Origin of the sequence: Pseudomonas putida (assembly GCF_028682635.1) — a bacterium.
GTDB lineage: Bacteria > Pseudomonadota > Gammaproteobacteria > Pseudomonadales > Pseudomonadaceae > Aquipseudomonas > Aquipseudomonas putida_AE.
Window position 1 is genome coordinate 217,889 of the sequence record NZ_JANHLK010000002.1, and the last position, 14,588, is coordinate 232,476.

Here is a 14,588-nt window from a genome sequence, read left to right on the forward strand (position 1 = left end):
CCTACAGAGGATCGCGGAGTTACAGCAGTTCAAAGCTCTGCTGCGTCACATCCTGGGAATCCAGGCCGATCTGCACGTTGAACTTGCCCGGCTCCGCCACGTACTTGAGCTGTGTGTTGTAGAACTTCAGGTCGTCTTCGGTGATGGTGAAGTGCACGACTTTCTGTTCGCCGGCATTGAGCATGATCTTCTGGAAGTTCTTCAGCTCCTTGATCGGGCGGATCATCGAGCCGGTCTCGTCCTGGATGTACAACTGCACCACGGTCTCGCCGTCGCGCTTGCCGGTGTTTTTCACCGTGATGCTGGCGTCGAGCTTGCCGGTCTTGTTCAGTGTGGTCGACGACAGCGCCATGTCGCCCAGGCTGAAATCGGTGTAGCTCAGGCCATAACCAAACGGGTACAGCGGGCCGGTGGTGTCATCGAAGTACTGCGAGGTGTAGTTGCCCGGTTTGCCCGGGGTGAACGGCCGGCCGATGGTCAGGTGGTTGTAGTAGGTCGGAATCTGGCCCACCGAGCGCGGGATGGTGATCGGCAGTTTGCCCGACGGGTTGTAGTCGCCGAACAGCACGTCGGCAATGGCGTTGCCACCTTCGGTGCCGCTGAACCAGGTTTCCAGGATCGCGTCGGCCTGTTCCTTCTCCTCGAGAATCGACAACGGACGGCCGTTCATCAGCACCAGTACCAACGGTTTGCCGGTGGCTTTAAGGGCACGGATCAGCTCGCGCTGGTTTTCCGGGATGTTCAGGTCGGTACGGCTGGACGATTCGTGGGACATGCCGCGGGACTCGCCCACGGCGGCCACCACCACGTCGGCATCCTTGGCAGCTTTCACCGCTTCGTCGATCAGCACGTTCGCCGGACGCGGGTCATCCACCACTTCCGGGGCGTCGAAGTTGAGGAAGTTCAGGTAACCGAGGATCTTCGGGTCGCTGGTGATGTTGGCGCCACGGGCGTAGATCAGCGTCGACTGTGCGCCCAGAGCGTTGGTCATGCCATCGAACAGGGTCACCGATTGCGCCGGGCGACCGGCGGCGGCCCAGCTGCCCATCATGTCGATTGGCGCTTTGGCCAGCGGGCCAACCAGGGCGATTTTCGCGGTTTTCTTCAGCGGCAGGGTTTCGCCCTGGTTTTTCAGCAACACCAGGCTGCGGCGCGCCACATCGCGGGCCTCGGCACGGTGCAGGCGGCTGTCGGCGTAGGTGTCGACCGGGTCATCCTCGGCCTTGCCGATGCGCAGGTACGGGTCCTTGAACAGGCCCATGTCGTACTTGGCGTCCAGTACCGCACGCACGGCGTTGTCGATGTCGCTCTGCTGGATCTCGCCGGCTTTGAGCAGCCCTGGCAGTTCCTTGCCGTACAGGGTGTCGTTCATGCTCATGTGGATGCCGGCCTTGATCGCCAGCTTCGCCGCTTCACGGCCATCGCGGGCGACACCGTGCTTGATCAGCTCGAAAATCGCTCCGTGGTCACTGACCGCCAGGCCCTTGAAGCCCCATTCCTTGCGCAACAGGTCGTTCATCAGCCAGGTGTTGGCCGTGGCCGGCACGCCGTTGATCGAGTTCAGCGCGACCATCACCCCACCCGCGCCGGCATCAATCGCGGCGCGGTACGGCGGCAGGTAGTCCTGGTACATCTTGACCGGGCTCATGTCGACCACGTTGTAGTCGCGACCGCCCTCGACCGCGCCATACAGGGCGAAATGCTTGACGCTGGCCATGATGCTGTCGGCGGCGTTGGCGCCAGTACCCTGGAACGCCTTGACCATTACGCCGGCAATGCGTGACACCAGGTAGGTGTCTTCGCCAAAGCCTTCGGACGTACGACCCCAGCGCGGATCGCGGGAGATGTCGACCATGGGCGCGAAGGTGATATCGAGGCTGTCAGCCGCGGCTTCCTTGGCGGCAATGCGCCCGGACAGGCCGATGGCGTCCATGTCCCAGCTCGACGCCAGCGCCAGCGGGATCGGGAAAATGGTGCGGTGGCCGTGGATCACGTCGTAGGCGAAGAACATCGGGATCTTCAGGCGGCTGCGCATGGCCGCGTCCTGCATCGGACGGTTTTCCGGGCGGGTGATCGAGTTGAACGTACCGCCGATGTTGCCCGCCGCGATTTCCTTGCGGATCATTTCGCGCGGCATTTCCGGGCCGATGCTGATCAGGCGCAACTGGCCGATTTTTTCATCGAGGGTCATTTGCTTCATCAGGTTGCTGACGAAGGCGTCCTTGTTTTCCAGGGGTGCGGGCGTCGTGGCGGCCAGTACGTTTTGACTGGCCAGGCTGACGAACAGGCCCAGCAAACACAGCTTCTTCATGAATAGTTTTCTCAAGGGCCCAAGCGGCGATGTACACGCCGGCCAGCCAAAATTTAGGGAGCGACTATTGTTGTTCGGGTGCTGACTCAAAAAGCGACGGCCGAAAACGGCAGTCGAACACCGGAAGCGGTTTTTCTGCAGGGCATCTTTTAGCCCATTTGCCCCGACGCAATCCAGTGCCGCGCCGATTATGCCCGAAGAGCCGGCCGAGAGGGTCGCCGGTTGTTTTTTCCATGAAATGTGAACGGAGCATCACCGCGATGAATGTACGACAGTCCTACCGGTCGAGCCTGCAAGTGGCCACGTTGCTCGTGTTGGCCACGTTGCTGACGGCCTGCGGCATCAACAACATCCCGACCCTCGATGAACAGGCCAAGGCTGCCTGGGGCCAGGTGCAGAACCAGTATCAGCGCCGTGCCGACCTGATTCCCAACCTGGTGGAAACCGTCAAGGGCTATGCCGCGCATGAAAAGGACACCCTGACGGCCGTGATCGAAGCCAGGGCCAAGGCCACCTCGATCCAGGTCGACGCCTCCACGCTCGACAACCCGGAAAAGCTCAAGCAGTACCAGCAGGCCCAGGATCAGCTCAGCGGTGCCTTGAGCCGCCTGATGGTGGTGTCCGAGCGTTATCCGGACCTCAAGGCCAACCAGAACTTCCTGGCCCTGCAATCGCAGCTTGAAGGCACCGAGAATCGGATCAGCGTGGCCCGACGCGACTTCATCCTGGCGGTGCAGAAATACAACACCGAGATCCGCACCTTCCCCGGTCGCCTGTGGCACAGCGTGATGTACAGCAATCTGCCGGAACGCGCGACCTTCGAGGCCACGCCGGGGTCGGAGAAACCACCCGAGGTCAAATTCTGAATCCTGATGGCGGGTAGATACCCTGTAGGAGCTGCCGAAGGCTGCGATCTTTTGACTTTGTTTTTCAGCGGTTTCGAAAAGATCAAGATCAAAAGATCGCAGCCTTCGGCAGCTCCTGCAAGGACGTGCGAGGTTGCCAATGCGAGCGTTGAAGATCGGTCTGGTGTTGTTGCTGTGGCTGTTTGCCCTGGCCGTCCAGGCCCAATTGAAGTTCCCGGAGCTGACCGGGCGGGTGGTGGATAACGCCCAGATGATCGAGCCAGCGGTGCGCGAGCAGCTGGTTCAACAGTTGCAGGCCCATGAAAAGACCACCGGCGAGCAGTTGGTGGTGGTCACGCTGGCAAACTTGCAGGGCACCGATATCGCCGATTTCGGCTATCAACTGGGCCGCTACTGGGGCATTGGCCAGAAAGACAAGAACAACGGCGCGCTGCTGATTGTTGCCCGTGATGAGCGCAAACTGCGCATCGAAGTCGGCTACGGCCTGGAAGATCGCCTGACCGACGCCCAGAGCTCGGTGATCATCAACCAGGTCATCACCCCGGCGTTCAAGGCGGGTAATTTCAGCAAGGGCATCAGCGACGGAGTGGCGGCGATGCTGGTGGTGCTGGGTGGCAATCCCCTGGACGAGCCCTCGACGGTCTATGAGTCCAGCGGCGATCCGGGTGACGATTTCGTCTCGCGGCATCCGGGGTTGTTCGTGTTTCTGGTGTTGTTGTTCATCCTGACAGTATTCGTTTGCCAGATGCTCGGTATCCTTCCTGCCGGTCGTGGCGGCTCCGGTGGTTCCGGTGGCGGTTTTGGTGGCGGTGGTTTCGGCGGTGGCGGTGGGGGCGGGTTCAGCGGCGGAGGGGGCAGTTTCGGTGGCGGCGGTTCGTCGGGTGGCTGGTGATGACACGGAAATAAATACATTAGCGAGCAGGCATTCAACAGATGGCATTACTGACTGAACACGAACAACGCAAGGTCGCCGAGGCGATTGCCCGGGTCGAGCGCGACACCGACGCGGAGCTGGTCACCGTGCTCGCGGCCCGCGCCGACGACTATGTGTACATCCCGCTGCTCTGGGCCAGTCTGCTGGCACTGGTGCTGCCGGGGATCGTGCATTACCTGACGGGCTGGCTGACCTTGCACAGCCTGCTGATGGTGCAATGGAGCACCTTCATCGTGCTGTGCCTGGTATTGCGAATTCCGAAAATCACCACGCACCTGATTCCGCGGTCGGTGCGCCATTGGCGTGCCTCGAACCTGGCGCGCCGGCAATTCCTCGAACAGAACCTGCACCATACGGTCGGCAGCACCGGCATCCTGATTTTCGTCTCTGAAGCCGAGCGCTATGTGGAAATCCTGGTGGACGAGGGTATCTCCAGTCGGCTGGACAACAGCCATTGGGACGCGATTGTCGCGCAGTTCACCCAGCAGGTGCGCCAGGGCCAGACGTTGCAGGGCTTTATCGCCTGCGTCGAGGCCTGCGGTGAGTTGCTCAAGGTGCACGTTCCAGTGACCCATGTGCGCAACGAGCTGCCAAACCGCCTGGTCGTGCTCGGCTAGGCTGGCCGTCGCACATTTTTGTAACGCTTGGCGGTACAACTGCGGCCGGTTGTCTGGCTCCTGCCCGGTCTTCAACATCTCCCTCCAATAGCGAACGCTCTGTGACGGGCGTCCTGACGTAGAGGGAGTACTTATGTCAACGCATCTACCGCTCGACTCTTTTGCCGGTGCAGCGCCTGACGGCGGGAGAAATGAAACGCCGATCCATCTGACAACTAAAGAAACACAAGCCTTGATCTGGTGCTACAAAGGCAAGACTTCTTGGGAAATCGCCAGGATTCAGAATTGCTCGCCCACCACGATCAACTTCCACTTTGCCAGTATTCGCCGCAAGTTTGCTGTCAGGTCCCGGCATGCCGCCTTGCTCAAAGCCATCGAGTCGGGCGCCATTGTCATCGACGAGGTCGATGAGCGAGGTGTGCATGAATCTGACTGACTCGGCCTATAACAGTATCAGTGGGCTACTGCTGGGATTGGGCATCGCGACATTGCCCGCGATAGATGGCGAAGCGCTGTTCGGTGCATCGCTGGGGGCGTGGCTGGTTATCACGACGCGCGTTGAATTCAAAGCCTGGCAGCGGATCGGCTCGTGGTTGCTGTCGGCGGGCGTCGGCTATCTTTTTACCCCTGTCGCACTGCCGTTGGCGCCTTTCCTGACGGCAGGGGTAACGGCATTTCTTTGCGCGCTGATCATTATTCCCATCAGCGTCAAGATCATGCAGTGGGTCGACGGCGCTGGCCTTGGGGAAATCATTGAGCGCCTCAAAGGGCGACGCTGACGGGTATCAACTCGTCATGATTAAACCGATTGCGAACTACATATGTACTCATGTTTCGTTCGCCTGTTGAAGTGTCGACAGAATAGACGCCATCTCTGAAAGTTTGAGTTCCATTTCACGCAGGCGGCGTTTTTCCTCCAGGGCATTTTGTATGGCGCAGCGATCTTCTTCACCGAGCAATCGCCACATCGCGAGAATTGTATTTTCCCGATTGGCTGTTTCCTGGTGGTGTTCGAGTTCATTGGCCGCAGCGCTGTGACGCAGGATTGGACCTTCGCCCAGCAACAACCAGTCGAGTGAAATGCCGCGCGACTGTGCAATTTCTACGCATAATGAGTATGGCGTACTGTCGCGACCCTTCCAGCTACTAAGGGTCTGCGGGCTGACTTGTAACGCCGAAGACAAAGAGGCATCGCTTTTTGTGCCGGTAATTTGCTTCAGTCGCGCTAAAACAGCCTGAGATTTTTTGCTACGCAATTTGAGCCTCTTCCTTTTGACACACGCTTTTTGAGTGCTTAATGTATGCGCAATGAGTAACTTTTTTATTGTGAGGAATCAATCTTCAACTATGAATGAGATGAATATGATGTCGAAACTTCCTAATGGTAGCAGGGTGATTTCCTACATGTTTGGTTCCTGCCCATTACGCCGTTATTCCTTGCACTTTCTTCTTTCGGGTGGGCGTTATTGGCAATGCCGGGTTGCAGCGATCATCGCATCAAGCAGTATTGCGTTTGATTATGTTGATTACCACCCGTCGAACAGCGGGATCCAGGTATGAGTACTTACAAAATGGTGTGCCCGCACTGCTTGAGCCGGATGCGCATCCGCACCAGCGAGGGTCGTCATATTTTCCTGCGGGTGGCGTACTTGCAATGCACGTCGGAAGCCTGCGGCTGGTCGGTGCGGGCCGAGTTCGAAATGACCCACGAACTTTCACCCAGTGGCATGCCCAACCCCGCCGTGCGTTTGCCTTGCGCCGGGCCCGATTTGCGGCACGCCGCGCGTCCGCTTGCACCGACGGCGCCTGAGTCGACGGAGTCATGAACATGTCCGCCATTGTTGAAAACGAGGATTTGAACGAGCAATTGTTGGCCATCGCCCAGGCATTTCTGGCCCGTCACGAAAGTGATGCGGTAATTGATGACCAGGTGCTGTTCTGTCGTGCCGTGAAGCACCTGCAAGGGATTGATGTGCCGATGCACCTGGCGGAGCGACTGGTCAGCCACGCCTACGGGGAGCTCAAGTCCTGCAACGATCGACGACGCCTGGACATCGGCGCCAGCTCCGAAACCGTTGCTGTCATCACGGACCCCGCCAATGGCCTGACGTGGGCCGTACCGGTGGGATTGATCGTCAGGTATGTGATCAATTCACCGATCAATCGCAAACTTAGGCTGGTGGAGCCCTGATGGCACGCCGGATACTCGCAGGTCCGAGGGGCATTTGCGGGCCTGCGAAAAATAACCCCGTGCCCAAAACCCGCATCCCCCCTAAAATATCGGCCATTCTCCGATTTGCATTGCCCGAGGCCGTTTTTCCATGTCCGTCACCGCTACTCCCGCCAGCCTCGCGCCGGACCACCACGCCCAGTTCATCGGCCTGCTGCAATCGAGCCTCGACCAGAATGCCTTCATCAAGCTGGTGCTGGCCAAGTACGCCGGCGAGGAAGCGGACCTGCAGCGGATCATCATCAAGCCGGTGACGGTCAAGGCGCAGGCTTGCCTGTCCTTCGTCTATCGGTACAAGACCCGCGACATCACCAAGAACCTGCCATTGACCGAAGGTGTGGCAGTCATCGCCGGTTTGTTGCCGGCGTCGTTCAAGAATGCGCATTTGTTGTCATTGACCGACGAAGCCCAGCTCGAATACAGCAAAAAGGGCAAGTCTTCGCTGTTCAAGAGCAAACCCCAGCAATTGCGCGAAGTGCCGTCCGCCGGGCACAACCGCGAGAAAAACCGCTTTCTCGATCTGGAGCGGCCGTTTCTCGCCGACCTGGGCGTCACCAACAAGCAGCATGAACTGATCCCGGCGATGTCGCGCAAGTGGAAACAGATCAACAAGTTCATCGAGGTCTTCAGCCATGCGCTGACCTCGTCGCCCCTGGCGCTGGACAGCCCGGTGCGGGTGGCGGACTTCGGATCCGGCAAGGGTTACCTGACCTTCGCGATCCATGACTATCTGCGCAATACCTTGAAGGCCGAAGCGCAGGTAACCGGCGTCGAGCTGCGCGAAGACATGGTCACCCTGTGCAACACCGCCGCGGCCAAGCTGGAGCATCCAGGGCTGGTCTTCAAGTGCGGGGATGTGCGCAGCGTGGCACCGAGCGAGCTGGATGTGATGATCGCGCTGCATGCCTGTGACATCGCCACGGACTATGCGATCCATACCGGCATTCGTTCCGGCGCCTCGATCATCATGTGTTCGCCGTGCTGTCACAAACAGATTCGCCTGCAAATCCAGAGCCCGGCATTGCTCAAGCCGATGCTGCAATACGGCTTGCACCTGGGACAGCAGGCGGAAATGGTCACCGACAGCTTGCGTGCACTGTTCCTCGAAGCCTGCGGCTACGAGACCAAGGTGTTCGAGTTCATCTCGCTGGACCACACCAACAAGAACAAGATGATCCTGGCGGTCAAGCGCGCCGAGCCGGGTGATCCCGCCCAGCTGCTGGCGAAGATCGAGGAACTCAAGGCGTTCTACCACATCACCGAGCATTGCCTGGAAACCCTGTTGCGGGCTGACGGTTACCTCTGATCCCGTAGGTATTACGCGGTGGCGATGCGTGCGGGCTTGACCGCCGTCTTGCGGCCCAACACGACGGTCACGATCACCCCGCCGGCGAACAGCCAGGTGATCGGCTCGACCTGTTCGCCAAAGAACAGTGCGGAAAAGCCGATGGTGAAGAAAATCTGCAACAGCTGGATCTGGCTGACCCGGGCAATGCCACCGATGGCCAGCCCGGCATACCAGGCAAAGAAGCCGATGAATTGCGAAAACAGCGAGACGTAGCCGAAGGCCCACCAGGTTTTGGCGGAAATCTCGCCCTGATGTTGCAACGCAAGGTACAGCACCGGCCCGATCAACAGCGGCGTCGACAGTACCAGCGCCCAGCAGATCACTTGCCAGCCGCCCATTTCCTTGGCCAACCGGCCACCCTCGGCGTACCCCAGGCCGCCCACCGCAATCGCGCCCAGCATCAACAAGTCACCGGCCTGGATGCTGCCGGCCCCGCTGATCAGCGCATAACCGAGCACCAGGGCACTGCCCAGCGCGGCGCAGGCCCAGAAGGCTTTCGATGGGCGTTCGTGGGACAGCCACGCGGCATACAGTGCCACGCACAGTGGCTGCAAGCCATTGACCAGGGCGCCATGGGACGCCGGCAAGGTTTGCATGGCCCAGGCCGACAGCACCGGGAACCCGAGGATCACCCCGGCAATGACCAGCGTCAGGCCCTTGACCTGCTGCCAGGTTGGCCATTTCTCACGCCGCCACAGCAACAGCAACGCCGCGGGAATCGCCGCGAACAGCGCCCGGCCCAGGCCATTGAGCAGTGGATGCAGTTCCTGCACGACGATGCGTGTGAAGGGCAGGGTGAGGCTGAAGATCACAACGCCGAGCAGGCCCAGGGCCATGCCGGTGTTTTCGCGCGAGGTCATGATGGCAACCAGAATCGTGGGTGATGGGAAGTGCCTTCATCTAGCCATAAACCGTGGCGTCTGCGCTGTTACAGCTAAGTGCAGAGTTATCCGTACAGTTGGGAGCGAAGCTCCCAACGTAGGAGCTGCCGCAGGCTGCGATCTTTTGATCTTGCTTTCAAGATCAAGATCAAAAGATCGCAGCCTCCGGCAGCTCCTGCACAAGGAGATCGCGTAGTAGCAGGTTATTACCCACCCCAGCGGATAAGGACTACCTTGAATACTCCTACGCATTTCCCAGAGGAGTCCTCCCCATGGCGGCGAAAAAAATTCTGATGCTGGTCGGCGATTACGTCGAAGACTACGAAGTGATGGTGCCATTCCAGGCCCTGCTGATGGTCGGTCACACGGTGCATGCCGTTTGCCCGGACAAGACCGCCGGCCAGACCGTGCGCACAGCCATCCATGACTTCGAAGGCGACCAGACCTACAGCGAAAAGCCCGGTCACCTGTTTGCCCTGAACTTCGATTTTGCCAAGGTCAAGGCGGCGGATTACGATGCGGTGCTGATCCCGGGCGGTCGTGCGCCGGAGTACTTGCGCCTGAATGAAAAAGTCCTGGAACTGGTGCGCGACTTCGACAAGGCCGGCAAGCCGATCGCCGCCGTGTGCCACGGTGCACAGTTGCTCGCCGCCGCGGGAATTCTCGAAGGGCGTGAATGCAGTGCTTACCCGGCCTGTGCGCCGGAAGTACGCCTGGCGGGCGGTACGTTTATCGATATCCCGGTGACGGACGGCCATGTTCAAGGCAATCTGGCCACGGCGCCAGCCTGGCCTGCCCACCCTAGCTGGCTGGCCGGATTCCTCGGTTTGCTGGGCACCAAAATCACGCTGTAACGGGGGACCCGTCCATGTGCGAGCTGTACGTCAAAGCCGATCCGATCCTCTACGAATCGCGCTCGCGCTCGCTGCGCATCTGCGGGGTGGTTACCACCCTGCGGCTGGAGAATCAGTTCTGGGACATCCTCAGCGAAATCGCCGAGACCGACGGCATGACCACCAACCAGCTGATTGCCAAGCTGTATGAAGAGGTCATGGACTATCGCGGCGAGGTGGTCAATTTTGCTTCGTTCCTGCGGGTGAGTTGTACGCGGTATCTGAGTCAGCGGCGGGTAGCTGCTCCGGAGTTGTCGGTGGTGAAGCGTTCAGTCAATTAGGTTTGCAGCTTGCTTACGGGCCCCATCGCCAGCAGGCTGGCTCCCACAGTGGATTGGTGTGCATCAGTCCAATGTGGGAGCTGGCCTGCTGGCGATAGGGCCCACACAGGCGACAGAAACAGCAGGCTGGTCTTTACTCTGAAGCGCGCAACCTTCCAATCGCCAAGGAGAAAGAGCATGTCCGGATGGTACGAAGTGAGCAAGAGCAGCAGCGGTCAGTTCAGGTTTGTGCTGAAGGCGGCGAATGCCGAAACCATTCTGAACAGCGAGTTGTACACCACCCGCGCCGCGGCCGACAAAGGCATATCGTCAGTCCAGGCCAACAGCCCGCTCGATGAGCGCTACGAGAAAAAAACCACCAAGGATGGCCATCCTTATTTCAACCTCAAGGCCGGTAACCACGAGATTATCGGCAGCAGTGAATCCTATTCCTCCGATGCCGCCATGGAGAAAGGCATCGCCAGTGTGAAGGCCAATGGGCCGAGCAAGGTGATCAAGGACAAAACCCTGCCCGTACTCTGAAAACACCACGCGACGCCCCCTGTAGGAGCCGGCTTGCTGGCGATGGTGTGTCAGTCGACACTTGCGTCGCTGACCCACCATCGCCAGCAAGCCGGCTCCTACAGGAGGGTGTGATTTGGAGATCAGCGCAGGGCTTTCAGCAGCCCTTGCAGCTGACTGACACCGGCCTCATCCAACGGAAACACCGGCAACCGCGGATCACCCACCTCCAGCCCTGTCGCTCGTAAACCAGCCTTGATCGTCGCCGGCAACCCCCCCTTGAGAATGAAATCCAGCAATGGCAATTGGCGATAGAACAGTTCACGTGCCTTGTTCAGGTCGTTGGCCAGCACGGCGTCGTACAGGTCGAGATTGAGCTGCGGGATCAGGTTCGGCGCCGCGGTGCACCAGCCTTTTGCCCCGGCCGCGAAGGCTTCCAGCGCCAGCGGGTTGCAACCGTTGTAGAAGGGCACCTGACCTTCGCCCAGGCGTTGCAGTTGATGCATGCGCTGGATGTCACCGGTGCTCTCCTTGACCATGGTCACATTCTCCACGCTTTTGACGATGCGCAGAATCAGGTCCACCGACATGTCGGTGCCGCTGGTGGCCGGGTTGTTGTAGAGCATGATCGGCACGCCGACGCTGTCGCCTATGGCGCGGTAGTGCGCGAGGATCTGCGCTTCGCTGAGTTTCCAGTACGACGTCGGCAGCACCATCACCACGTCGGCGCCATGGGCTTCGGCGAAACGGGCGCGACGCACCGCTTTGGCGGTGGTCAGGTCGGACACGCTGACGATGGTCGGCACTCGCCTGGCCACGTGCTTGATACTGAATTCGGCGACCTGGTCCCACTCCGCGTCGCTCAGGTAAGCGCCTTCGCCCGTGCTGCCCAGGGGCGCGATGGAATGCACGCCGCCGTCGATCAAGCAGTCGATCGAGCGCCCGAGCGCGTCCAGGTCAACGCCTTCGCCATCAGTGGTAAAAGGGGTGATGGTGTAGCCGATGATGCCGTGAATGTTTGCAGTGGACATGGGGTCTCTCCGTACAAAAAAGGTCTGGGGTTCAGTTCAGGCAATCGGCGTGTCGACGCAGGTTCTGCCGGGCGTAGTAATTGAAGGCGGCGGCGTGGCGCTTGGGCCGGGCGATCCAGTCATGGGCTTCTCGGCCCAGCTCGGGAATGATCGGCTTGATGGTTCCGGCGCTCATCGCCAGCAACTGCAACCTGGCGGCACGTTCGATCAGTTGGGCAATCACGCAGGCCTCCTCGATGGTGGTGCCGGTGGACAACTGGCCGTGGTGGGAAAGCAGGATCGCCCGCTTGTCGCCCAGGGCACCGGCAATCAATTCGCCTTCTTCATTACCCACCGGTACGCCGGGCCAGCCTTCGAGAAACGCGCAGTCGTCATAGAGCGGGCAGAGGTCCATGTGGGAAATCTGCAGCGGCACTTCCAGCATCGACAACGCCGCGACGTGGGTCGGGTGGGTGTGGATGATGCAATTCACATCCGGGCGGGCGCGGTACACCCAGCTGTGGAAGCGGTTGGCCGGGTTGGGCATGCCGTGGCCTTCGAGCACTTCCAGGTCTTCGTTGACCAGCAGCAGGTTACCCGCGGTGATTTCGTCGAAACCCAGGCCCAGTTGTTGAGTGTAATAGGTGCCAGGCTGCGGGCCACGGGCGGTGATTTGCCCGGCCAGGCCGGAGTCATGGCCATTCTCGAACAGAATGCGGCAGGTCAGGGCCAGCTTTTGCCGGTCGGTCCACGTATTATCCGCGAGGGTGTTTTGCATCTGGTTCAGCGCTTGCTTGACCAGTTGATCTTTGGGCAGTGCTAATGTCGTGGCCATATCGATGTCCTCTTTGGCTGGGTCATGCAGATGACACGAAAGATGCTATATGACACCTTGTGTCATGAGCAAGGACAATTCGTCACCTCCTTGATGGATTAATCGTTCTACATGTCTATCCGTTTGAAATTATTGAGAAAAAAACTTGGCGTAACCCTTGAGGCATTGGCGGAAAAATCCGGCATGACCAAGAGTTATCTGTCGAAAGTCGAACGCGGCCTGAACACGCCGTCGATTGCGACCGCGTTGAAACTGGCCAAGGCACTGAACGTGAAGGTCGAGGAGCTGTTTTCCGAAGACAAGGTCAGCCTCGACAGCTACAGCCTGGTGCGCAGCCATGAGCGCCAGCCACTGGGTGCCAGCGGCGACAATCCGGGTTACGCGGTGCTGGCCCATCAGGTCAGCGAACGCAGCCTGCTGCCGTTCATCATTTACCCACCGACAGAATTTACCGACAAAGCCTTCAAGGAACACCTGGGCGAAGAATTTCTATTCGTCCACGAGGGGCAGGTGGAAGTGGATTTCGTCAACGAGCGGGTGCTGCTCAGCCGGGGCGATGCGCTGCACTTCAACTCACAGAAACCGCACCGGATACGCTCGGTGGGCGAGGTGCAGGCGCAGTTGCTGGTGGTGGTGCATAGCAGCGAGGAATGAGTCAGCTTTAAGAGCTTCGCGAGCAAGCCCGCTCCCACAGGGAATTTGTGAACGCCGCAGATCAACTGTGGGAGCGGGCTTGCTCGCGAAAGCGTCAGATCGGGCAAGACTAAACTTCGACTGGTACCGATAGCTTCGGGTTACCCAGCCCATGTGTCTTCGAATCAAAAAACCGCAACTCCACCCCGGTCCCCTCGAACACCTTCGCGTAATGCCGCTTCTGATGCTGGATGAACGCCTTGCTGCGCGGGTAGATCGAGATCGCCACCACCTTGGGTTTTGCCTGGCGCAAGGCATGCACGATGTGGCTGTCCTGCTCACCCAGTGCATGCCCAAAGATGCACAAGCCATCGCCATGGCCGAGCAACTGGTCATAGCAGAACGACAGGTAATCGGAGCTGCGGATGGTCTTGAGCTTGTCCGCGCTCGGCCCTTCGTTGATGAACAAGGGCACGTCATCGAGGGTCTTGATCGTGTTGTTGATGGCGAAGTTGCCCAGCAACGTGCCCTCGGTCGACATCAGTTTGCGCGCCGTGCCGTCCTGGTTGCGCACCAGGTGCAGACCGCCGTGCAGGTACAGCAGGCGGGTCTTGTCGGTGGCGGTAACGCTCAGGTCGAAGGCCGGTTCTGCCCCCTGGAACAGATCGGTGATCGCCTCCGGTTGCTGCTGGATCGCCCAGTAATTGAGCAAGTCGTAGTTGGTGGTGAACACCGTGCGATAGCGGCCCAGTTCCTGGCTGATGGTCGCCAGGCTCGACGCCTCGACCAACCGCCACGGAATGTGCACCGCGTGCACGGTGTTGATCAGCGCTTCCTTGATCGCGTAGTAACGATTGCGCGGCGCGGCGGAGCTGACCGCCAGGGCCTTGTTGACCCGGCTGGTGGTTTTCAAGGCGCTGAGCACCTGCTCGAAACTGCGCGTCTGCAGCGCCTCGAACACGCTCAGCTCGGACGGGCTGAGGGGTTTTTCCTCGACGGTGCGGGCGTTTTCGAACAGCGAGTCGTAGCCGAAGTCGTCCCACACCGCACGGCTGGCCCCATTACCCACCAGCAGACCGTCGAACGCAGCGCTGGCGCGCAGGGCGTTCCAGTCTTCAAGTTGGGCATCGACATCGTGGAAATCGGTCATTGCGGTGGTCGTCTCGAAGCAAAAGGTCTGATGGGCGGCGACTTTATCATGGTCGGGCGGTTCAACCACGGCACCTCGCGGGCGAAGGGCGCTATGCT

Annotated in this window: 18 protein-coding genes; 12 read left to right on the plus strand and 6 right to left on the minus strand. The window is 59.8% G+C overall.

All coding sequences use genetic code 11. The features are described from left to right. Window positions 1-19: 19 nt before the first annotated feature. Entirely contained in the window at window positions 20-2,311 is a 2,292-nt protein-coding gene (bglX, locus tag NPS56_RS03405) for a beta-glucosidase BglX (RefSeq protein WP_274073463.1), read from the minus strand. A 260-nt stretch (window positions 2,312-2,571) separates the two neighbouring features. Here bglX and NPS56_RS03410 point away from each other — a divergent pair, with 260 nt between their 5' ends. The 5 genes from NPS56_RS03410 (at window position 2,572) to NPS56_RS03430 (ending at window position 5,507) form a co-directional block, all read left to right on the plus strand. Beyond that, entirely contained in the window at window positions 2,572-3,177 is a 606-nt protein-coding gene (locus tag NPS56_RS03410; protein WP_274073464.1) for a LemA family protein, read from the plus strand. Between the two features lie 139 nt (window positions 3,178-3,316). Continuing rightward, entirely contained in the window at window positions 3,317-4,069 is a 753-nt protein-coding gene (locus NPS56_RS03415) for a TPM domain-containing protein (protein ID WP_274073465.1), read from the plus strand. A 41-nt stretch (window positions 4,070-4,110) separates the two neighbouring features. Next, window positions 4,111-4,728 (plus strand): TPM domain-containing protein, encoded by a 618-nt coding sequence (locus NPS56_RS03420; RefSeq protein ID WP_274073466.1) that lies wholly within the window; start codon window positions 4,111-4,113, stop codon window positions 4,726-4,728. Between the two features lie 133 nt (window positions 4,729-4,861). Continuing rightward, complete coding sequence (locus NPS56_RS03425) at window positions 4,862-5,164, plus strand: helix-turn-helix domain-containing protein (protein WP_274073467.1); 303 nt, start codon at window positions 4,862-4,864, stop codon at window positions 5,162-5,164. Next, on the plus strand, window positions 5,151-5,507 hold the full coding sequence (locus NPS56_RS03430; protein ID WP_274073468.1) for a putative holin: 357 nt from the start codon (window positions 5,151-5,153) through the stop codon (window positions 5,505-5,507). The genes NPS56_RS03425 and NPS56_RS03430 overlap by 14 nt, the downstream gene beginning before the upstream one ends. Before the next feature lie 48 nt (window positions 5,508-5,555). Here NPS56_RS03430 and NPS56_RS03435 read toward each other — a convergent pair whose 3' ends face one another. Next, the gene (locus tag NPS56_RS03435; RefSeq protein ID WP_274073469.1) at window positions 5,556-5,984 is read right to left on the minus strand and encodes a helix-turn-helix domain-containing protein; all 429 of its coding nucleotides are present in this window, start codon (window positions 5,982-5,984) and stop codon (window positions 5,556-5,558) included. Window positions 5,985-6,284: 300 nt separating this feature from the next. Between NPS56_RS03435 and NPS56_RS03440 the strand changes: the two genes are divergently transcribed. From NPS56_RS03440 to NPS56_RS03450, 3 genes are all read left to right on the plus strand, one after another. Further along, the gene (locus NPS56_RS03440) at window positions 6,285-6,554 is read left to right on the plus strand and encodes an ogr/Delta-like zinc finger family protein (RefSeq protein ID WP_274073470.1); all 270 of its coding nucleotides are present in this window, start codon (window positions 6,285-6,287) and stop codon (window positions 6,552-6,554) included. Window positions 6,555-6,556: 2 nt separating this feature from the next. Further along, window positions 6,557-6,919 (plus strand): hypothetical protein, encoded by a 363-nt coding sequence (locus tag NPS56_RS03445; protein ID WP_274073471.1) that lies wholly within the window; start codon window positions 6,557-6,559, stop codon window positions 6,917-6,919. A 130-nt stretch (window positions 6,920-7,049) separates the two neighbouring features. Continuing rightward, window positions 7,050-8,264, plus strand: a complete 1,215-nt coding sequence (locus tag NPS56_RS03450; RefSeq protein WP_274073472.1) for a class I SAM-dependent methyltransferase — start codon at window positions 7,050-7,052, stop codon at window positions 8,262-8,264. Between the two features lie 11 nt (window positions 8,265-8,275). Here the strand turns inward: NPS56_RS03450 and NPS56_RS03455 are convergent, their stop codons facing one another. Then, on the minus strand, window positions 8,276-9,166 hold the full coding sequence (locus tag NPS56_RS03455; protein ID WP_274073473.1) for a DMT family transporter: 891 nt from the start codon (window positions 9,164-9,166) through the stop codon (window positions 8,276-8,278). 293 nt (window positions 9,167-9,459) lie between these two features. On the opposite strand from NPS56_RS03455, the gene NPS56_RS03460 reads away from it, so the two are divergent. From NPS56_RS03460 to NPS56_RS03470, 3 genes are all read left to right on the plus strand, one after another. Beyond that, window positions 9,460-10,041, plus strand: coding sequence for a DJ-1/PfpI family protein (locus tag NPS56_RS03460; RefSeq protein ID WP_274073474.1), 582 nt, complete (start codon window positions 9,460-9,462; stop codon window positions 10,039-10,041). Window positions 10,042-10,055: 14 nt separating this feature from the next. Beyond that, the gene (locus tag NPS56_RS03465; RefSeq protein WP_274073475.1) at window positions 10,056-10,361 is read left to right on the plus strand and encodes a ribbon-helix-helix domain-containing protein; all 306 of its coding nucleotides are present in this window, start codon (window positions 10,056-10,058) and stop codon (window positions 10,359-10,361) included. 177 nt (window positions 10,362-10,538) lie between these two features. Continuing rightward, window positions 10,539-10,883 (plus strand): YegP family protein, encoded by a 345-nt coding sequence (locus NPS56_RS03470; protein ID WP_274073476.1) that lies wholly within the window; start codon window positions 10,539-10,541, stop codon window positions 10,881-10,883. Between the two features lie 122 nt (window positions 10,884-11,005). On the opposite strand, the gene NPS56_RS03475 is transcribed toward NPS56_RS03470, so the two are convergent. Together NPS56_RS03475 and NPS56_RS03480 are read right to left on the minus strand one after the other, a co-directional pair. Continuing rightward, on the minus strand, window positions 11,006-11,893 hold the full coding sequence (locus tag NPS56_RS03475; protein ID WP_274073477.1) for a dihydrodipicolinate synthase family protein: 888 nt from the start codon (window positions 11,891-11,893) through the stop codon (window positions 11,006-11,008). Between the two features lie 31 nt (window positions 11,894-11,924). After that, window positions 11,925-12,707 (minus strand): aldolase, encoded by a 783-nt coding sequence (locus NPS56_RS03480; RefSeq protein ID WP_274073478.1) that lies wholly within the window; start codon window positions 12,705-12,707, stop codon window positions 11,925-11,927. 111 nt (window positions 12,708-12,818) lie between these two features. Between NPS56_RS03480 and NPS56_RS03485 the strand changes: the two genes are divergently transcribed. Continuing rightward, window positions 12,819-13,361 carry a helix-turn-helix domain-containing protein gene (locus NPS56_RS03485; RefSeq protein WP_274073479.1) on the plus strand — a complete coding sequence of 181 codons (543 nt, stop codon included), beginning with the start codon at window positions 12,819-12,821 and terminating at the stop codon, window positions 13,359-13,361. A 109-nt stretch (window positions 13,362-13,470) separates the two neighbouring features. Here NPS56_RS03485 and NPS56_RS03490 read toward each other — a convergent pair whose 3' ends face one another. After that, window positions 13,471-14,490 carry a DUF4917 family protein gene (locus tag NPS56_RS03490; RefSeq protein WP_274073480.1) on the minus strand — a complete coding sequence of 340 codons (1,020 nt, stop codon included), beginning with the start codon at window positions 14,488-14,490 and terminating at the stop codon, window positions 13,471-13,473. Window positions 14,491-14,588 lie beyond the last annotated feature (98 nt).

Bases quoted from the DNA above. Each gene is read 5' to 3' on its own strand.
- NPS56_RS03460 (WP_274073474.1), top strand. From the start codon at position 9,460: ATGGCGGCGAAAAAAATTCTGATGCTGGTCGGCGATTACGTCGAAGAC.
- NPS56_RS03450 (WP_274073472.1), top strand. From the start codon at position 7,050: ATGTCCGTCACCGCTACTCCCGCCAGCCTCGCGCCGGACCACCACGCC.
- NPS56_RS03475 (WP_274073477.1), bottom strand. From the start codon at position 11,893: ATGTCCACTGCAAACATTCACGGCATCATCGGCTACACCATCACCCCT.
- NPS56_RS03470 (WP_274073476.1), top strand. From the start codon at position 10,539: ATGTCCGGATGGTACGAAGTGAGCAAGAGCAGCAGCGGTCAGTTCAGG.
- NPS56_RS03485 (WP_274073479.1), top strand. From the start codon at position 12,819: ATGTCTATCCGTTTGAAATTATTGAGAAAAAAACTTGGCGTAACCCTT.
- NPS56_RS03490 (WP_274073480.1), bottom strand. From the start codon at position 14,490: ATGACCGATTTCCACGATGTCGATGCCCAACTTGAAGACTGGAACGCC.
- NPS56_RS03430 (WP_274073468.1), top strand. From the start codon at position 5,151: ATGAATCTGACTGACTCGGCCTATAACAGTATCAGTGGGCTACTGCTG.
- NPS56_RS03410 (WP_274073464.1), top strand. From the start codon at position 2,572: ATGAATGTACGACAGTCCTACCGGTCGAGCCTGCAAGTGGCCACGTTG.
- NPS56_RS03480 (WP_274073478.1), bottom strand. From the start codon at position 12,707: ATGGCCACGACATTAGCACTGCCCAAAGATCAACTGGTCAAGCAAGCG.
- bglX (WP_274073463.1), bottom strand. From the start codon at position 2,311: ATGAAGAAGCTGTGTTTGCTGGGCCTGTTCGTCAGCCTGGCCAGTCAA.
- NPS56_RS03465 (WP_274073475.1), top strand. From the start codon at position 10,056: ATGTGCGAGCTGTACGTCAAAGCCGATCCGATCCTCTACGAATCGCGC.
- NPS56_RS03420 (WP_274073466.1), top strand. From the start codon at position 4,111: ATGGCATTACTGACTGAACACGAACAACGCAAGGTCGCCGAGGCGATT.
- NPS56_RS03425 (WP_274073467.1), top strand. From the start codon at position 4,862: ATGTCAACGCATCTACCGCTCGACTCTTTTGCCGGTGCAGCGCCTGAC.
- NPS56_RS03445 (WP_274073471.1), top strand. From the start codon at position 6,557: ATGTCCGCCATTGTTGAAAACGAGGATTTGAACGAGCAATTGTTGGCC.
- NPS56_RS03415 (WP_274073465.1), top strand. From the start codon at position 3,317: ATGCGAGCGTTGAAGATCGGTCTGGTGTTGTTGCTGTGGCTGTTTGCC.
- NPS56_RS03455 (WP_274073473.1), bottom strand. From the start codon at position 9,166: ATGACCTCGCGCGAAAACACCGGCATGGCCCTGGGCCTGCTCGGCGTT.
- NPS56_RS03440 (WP_274073470.1), top strand. From the start codon at position 6,285: ATGAGTACTTACAAAATGGTGTGCCCGCACTGCTTGAGCCGGATGCGC.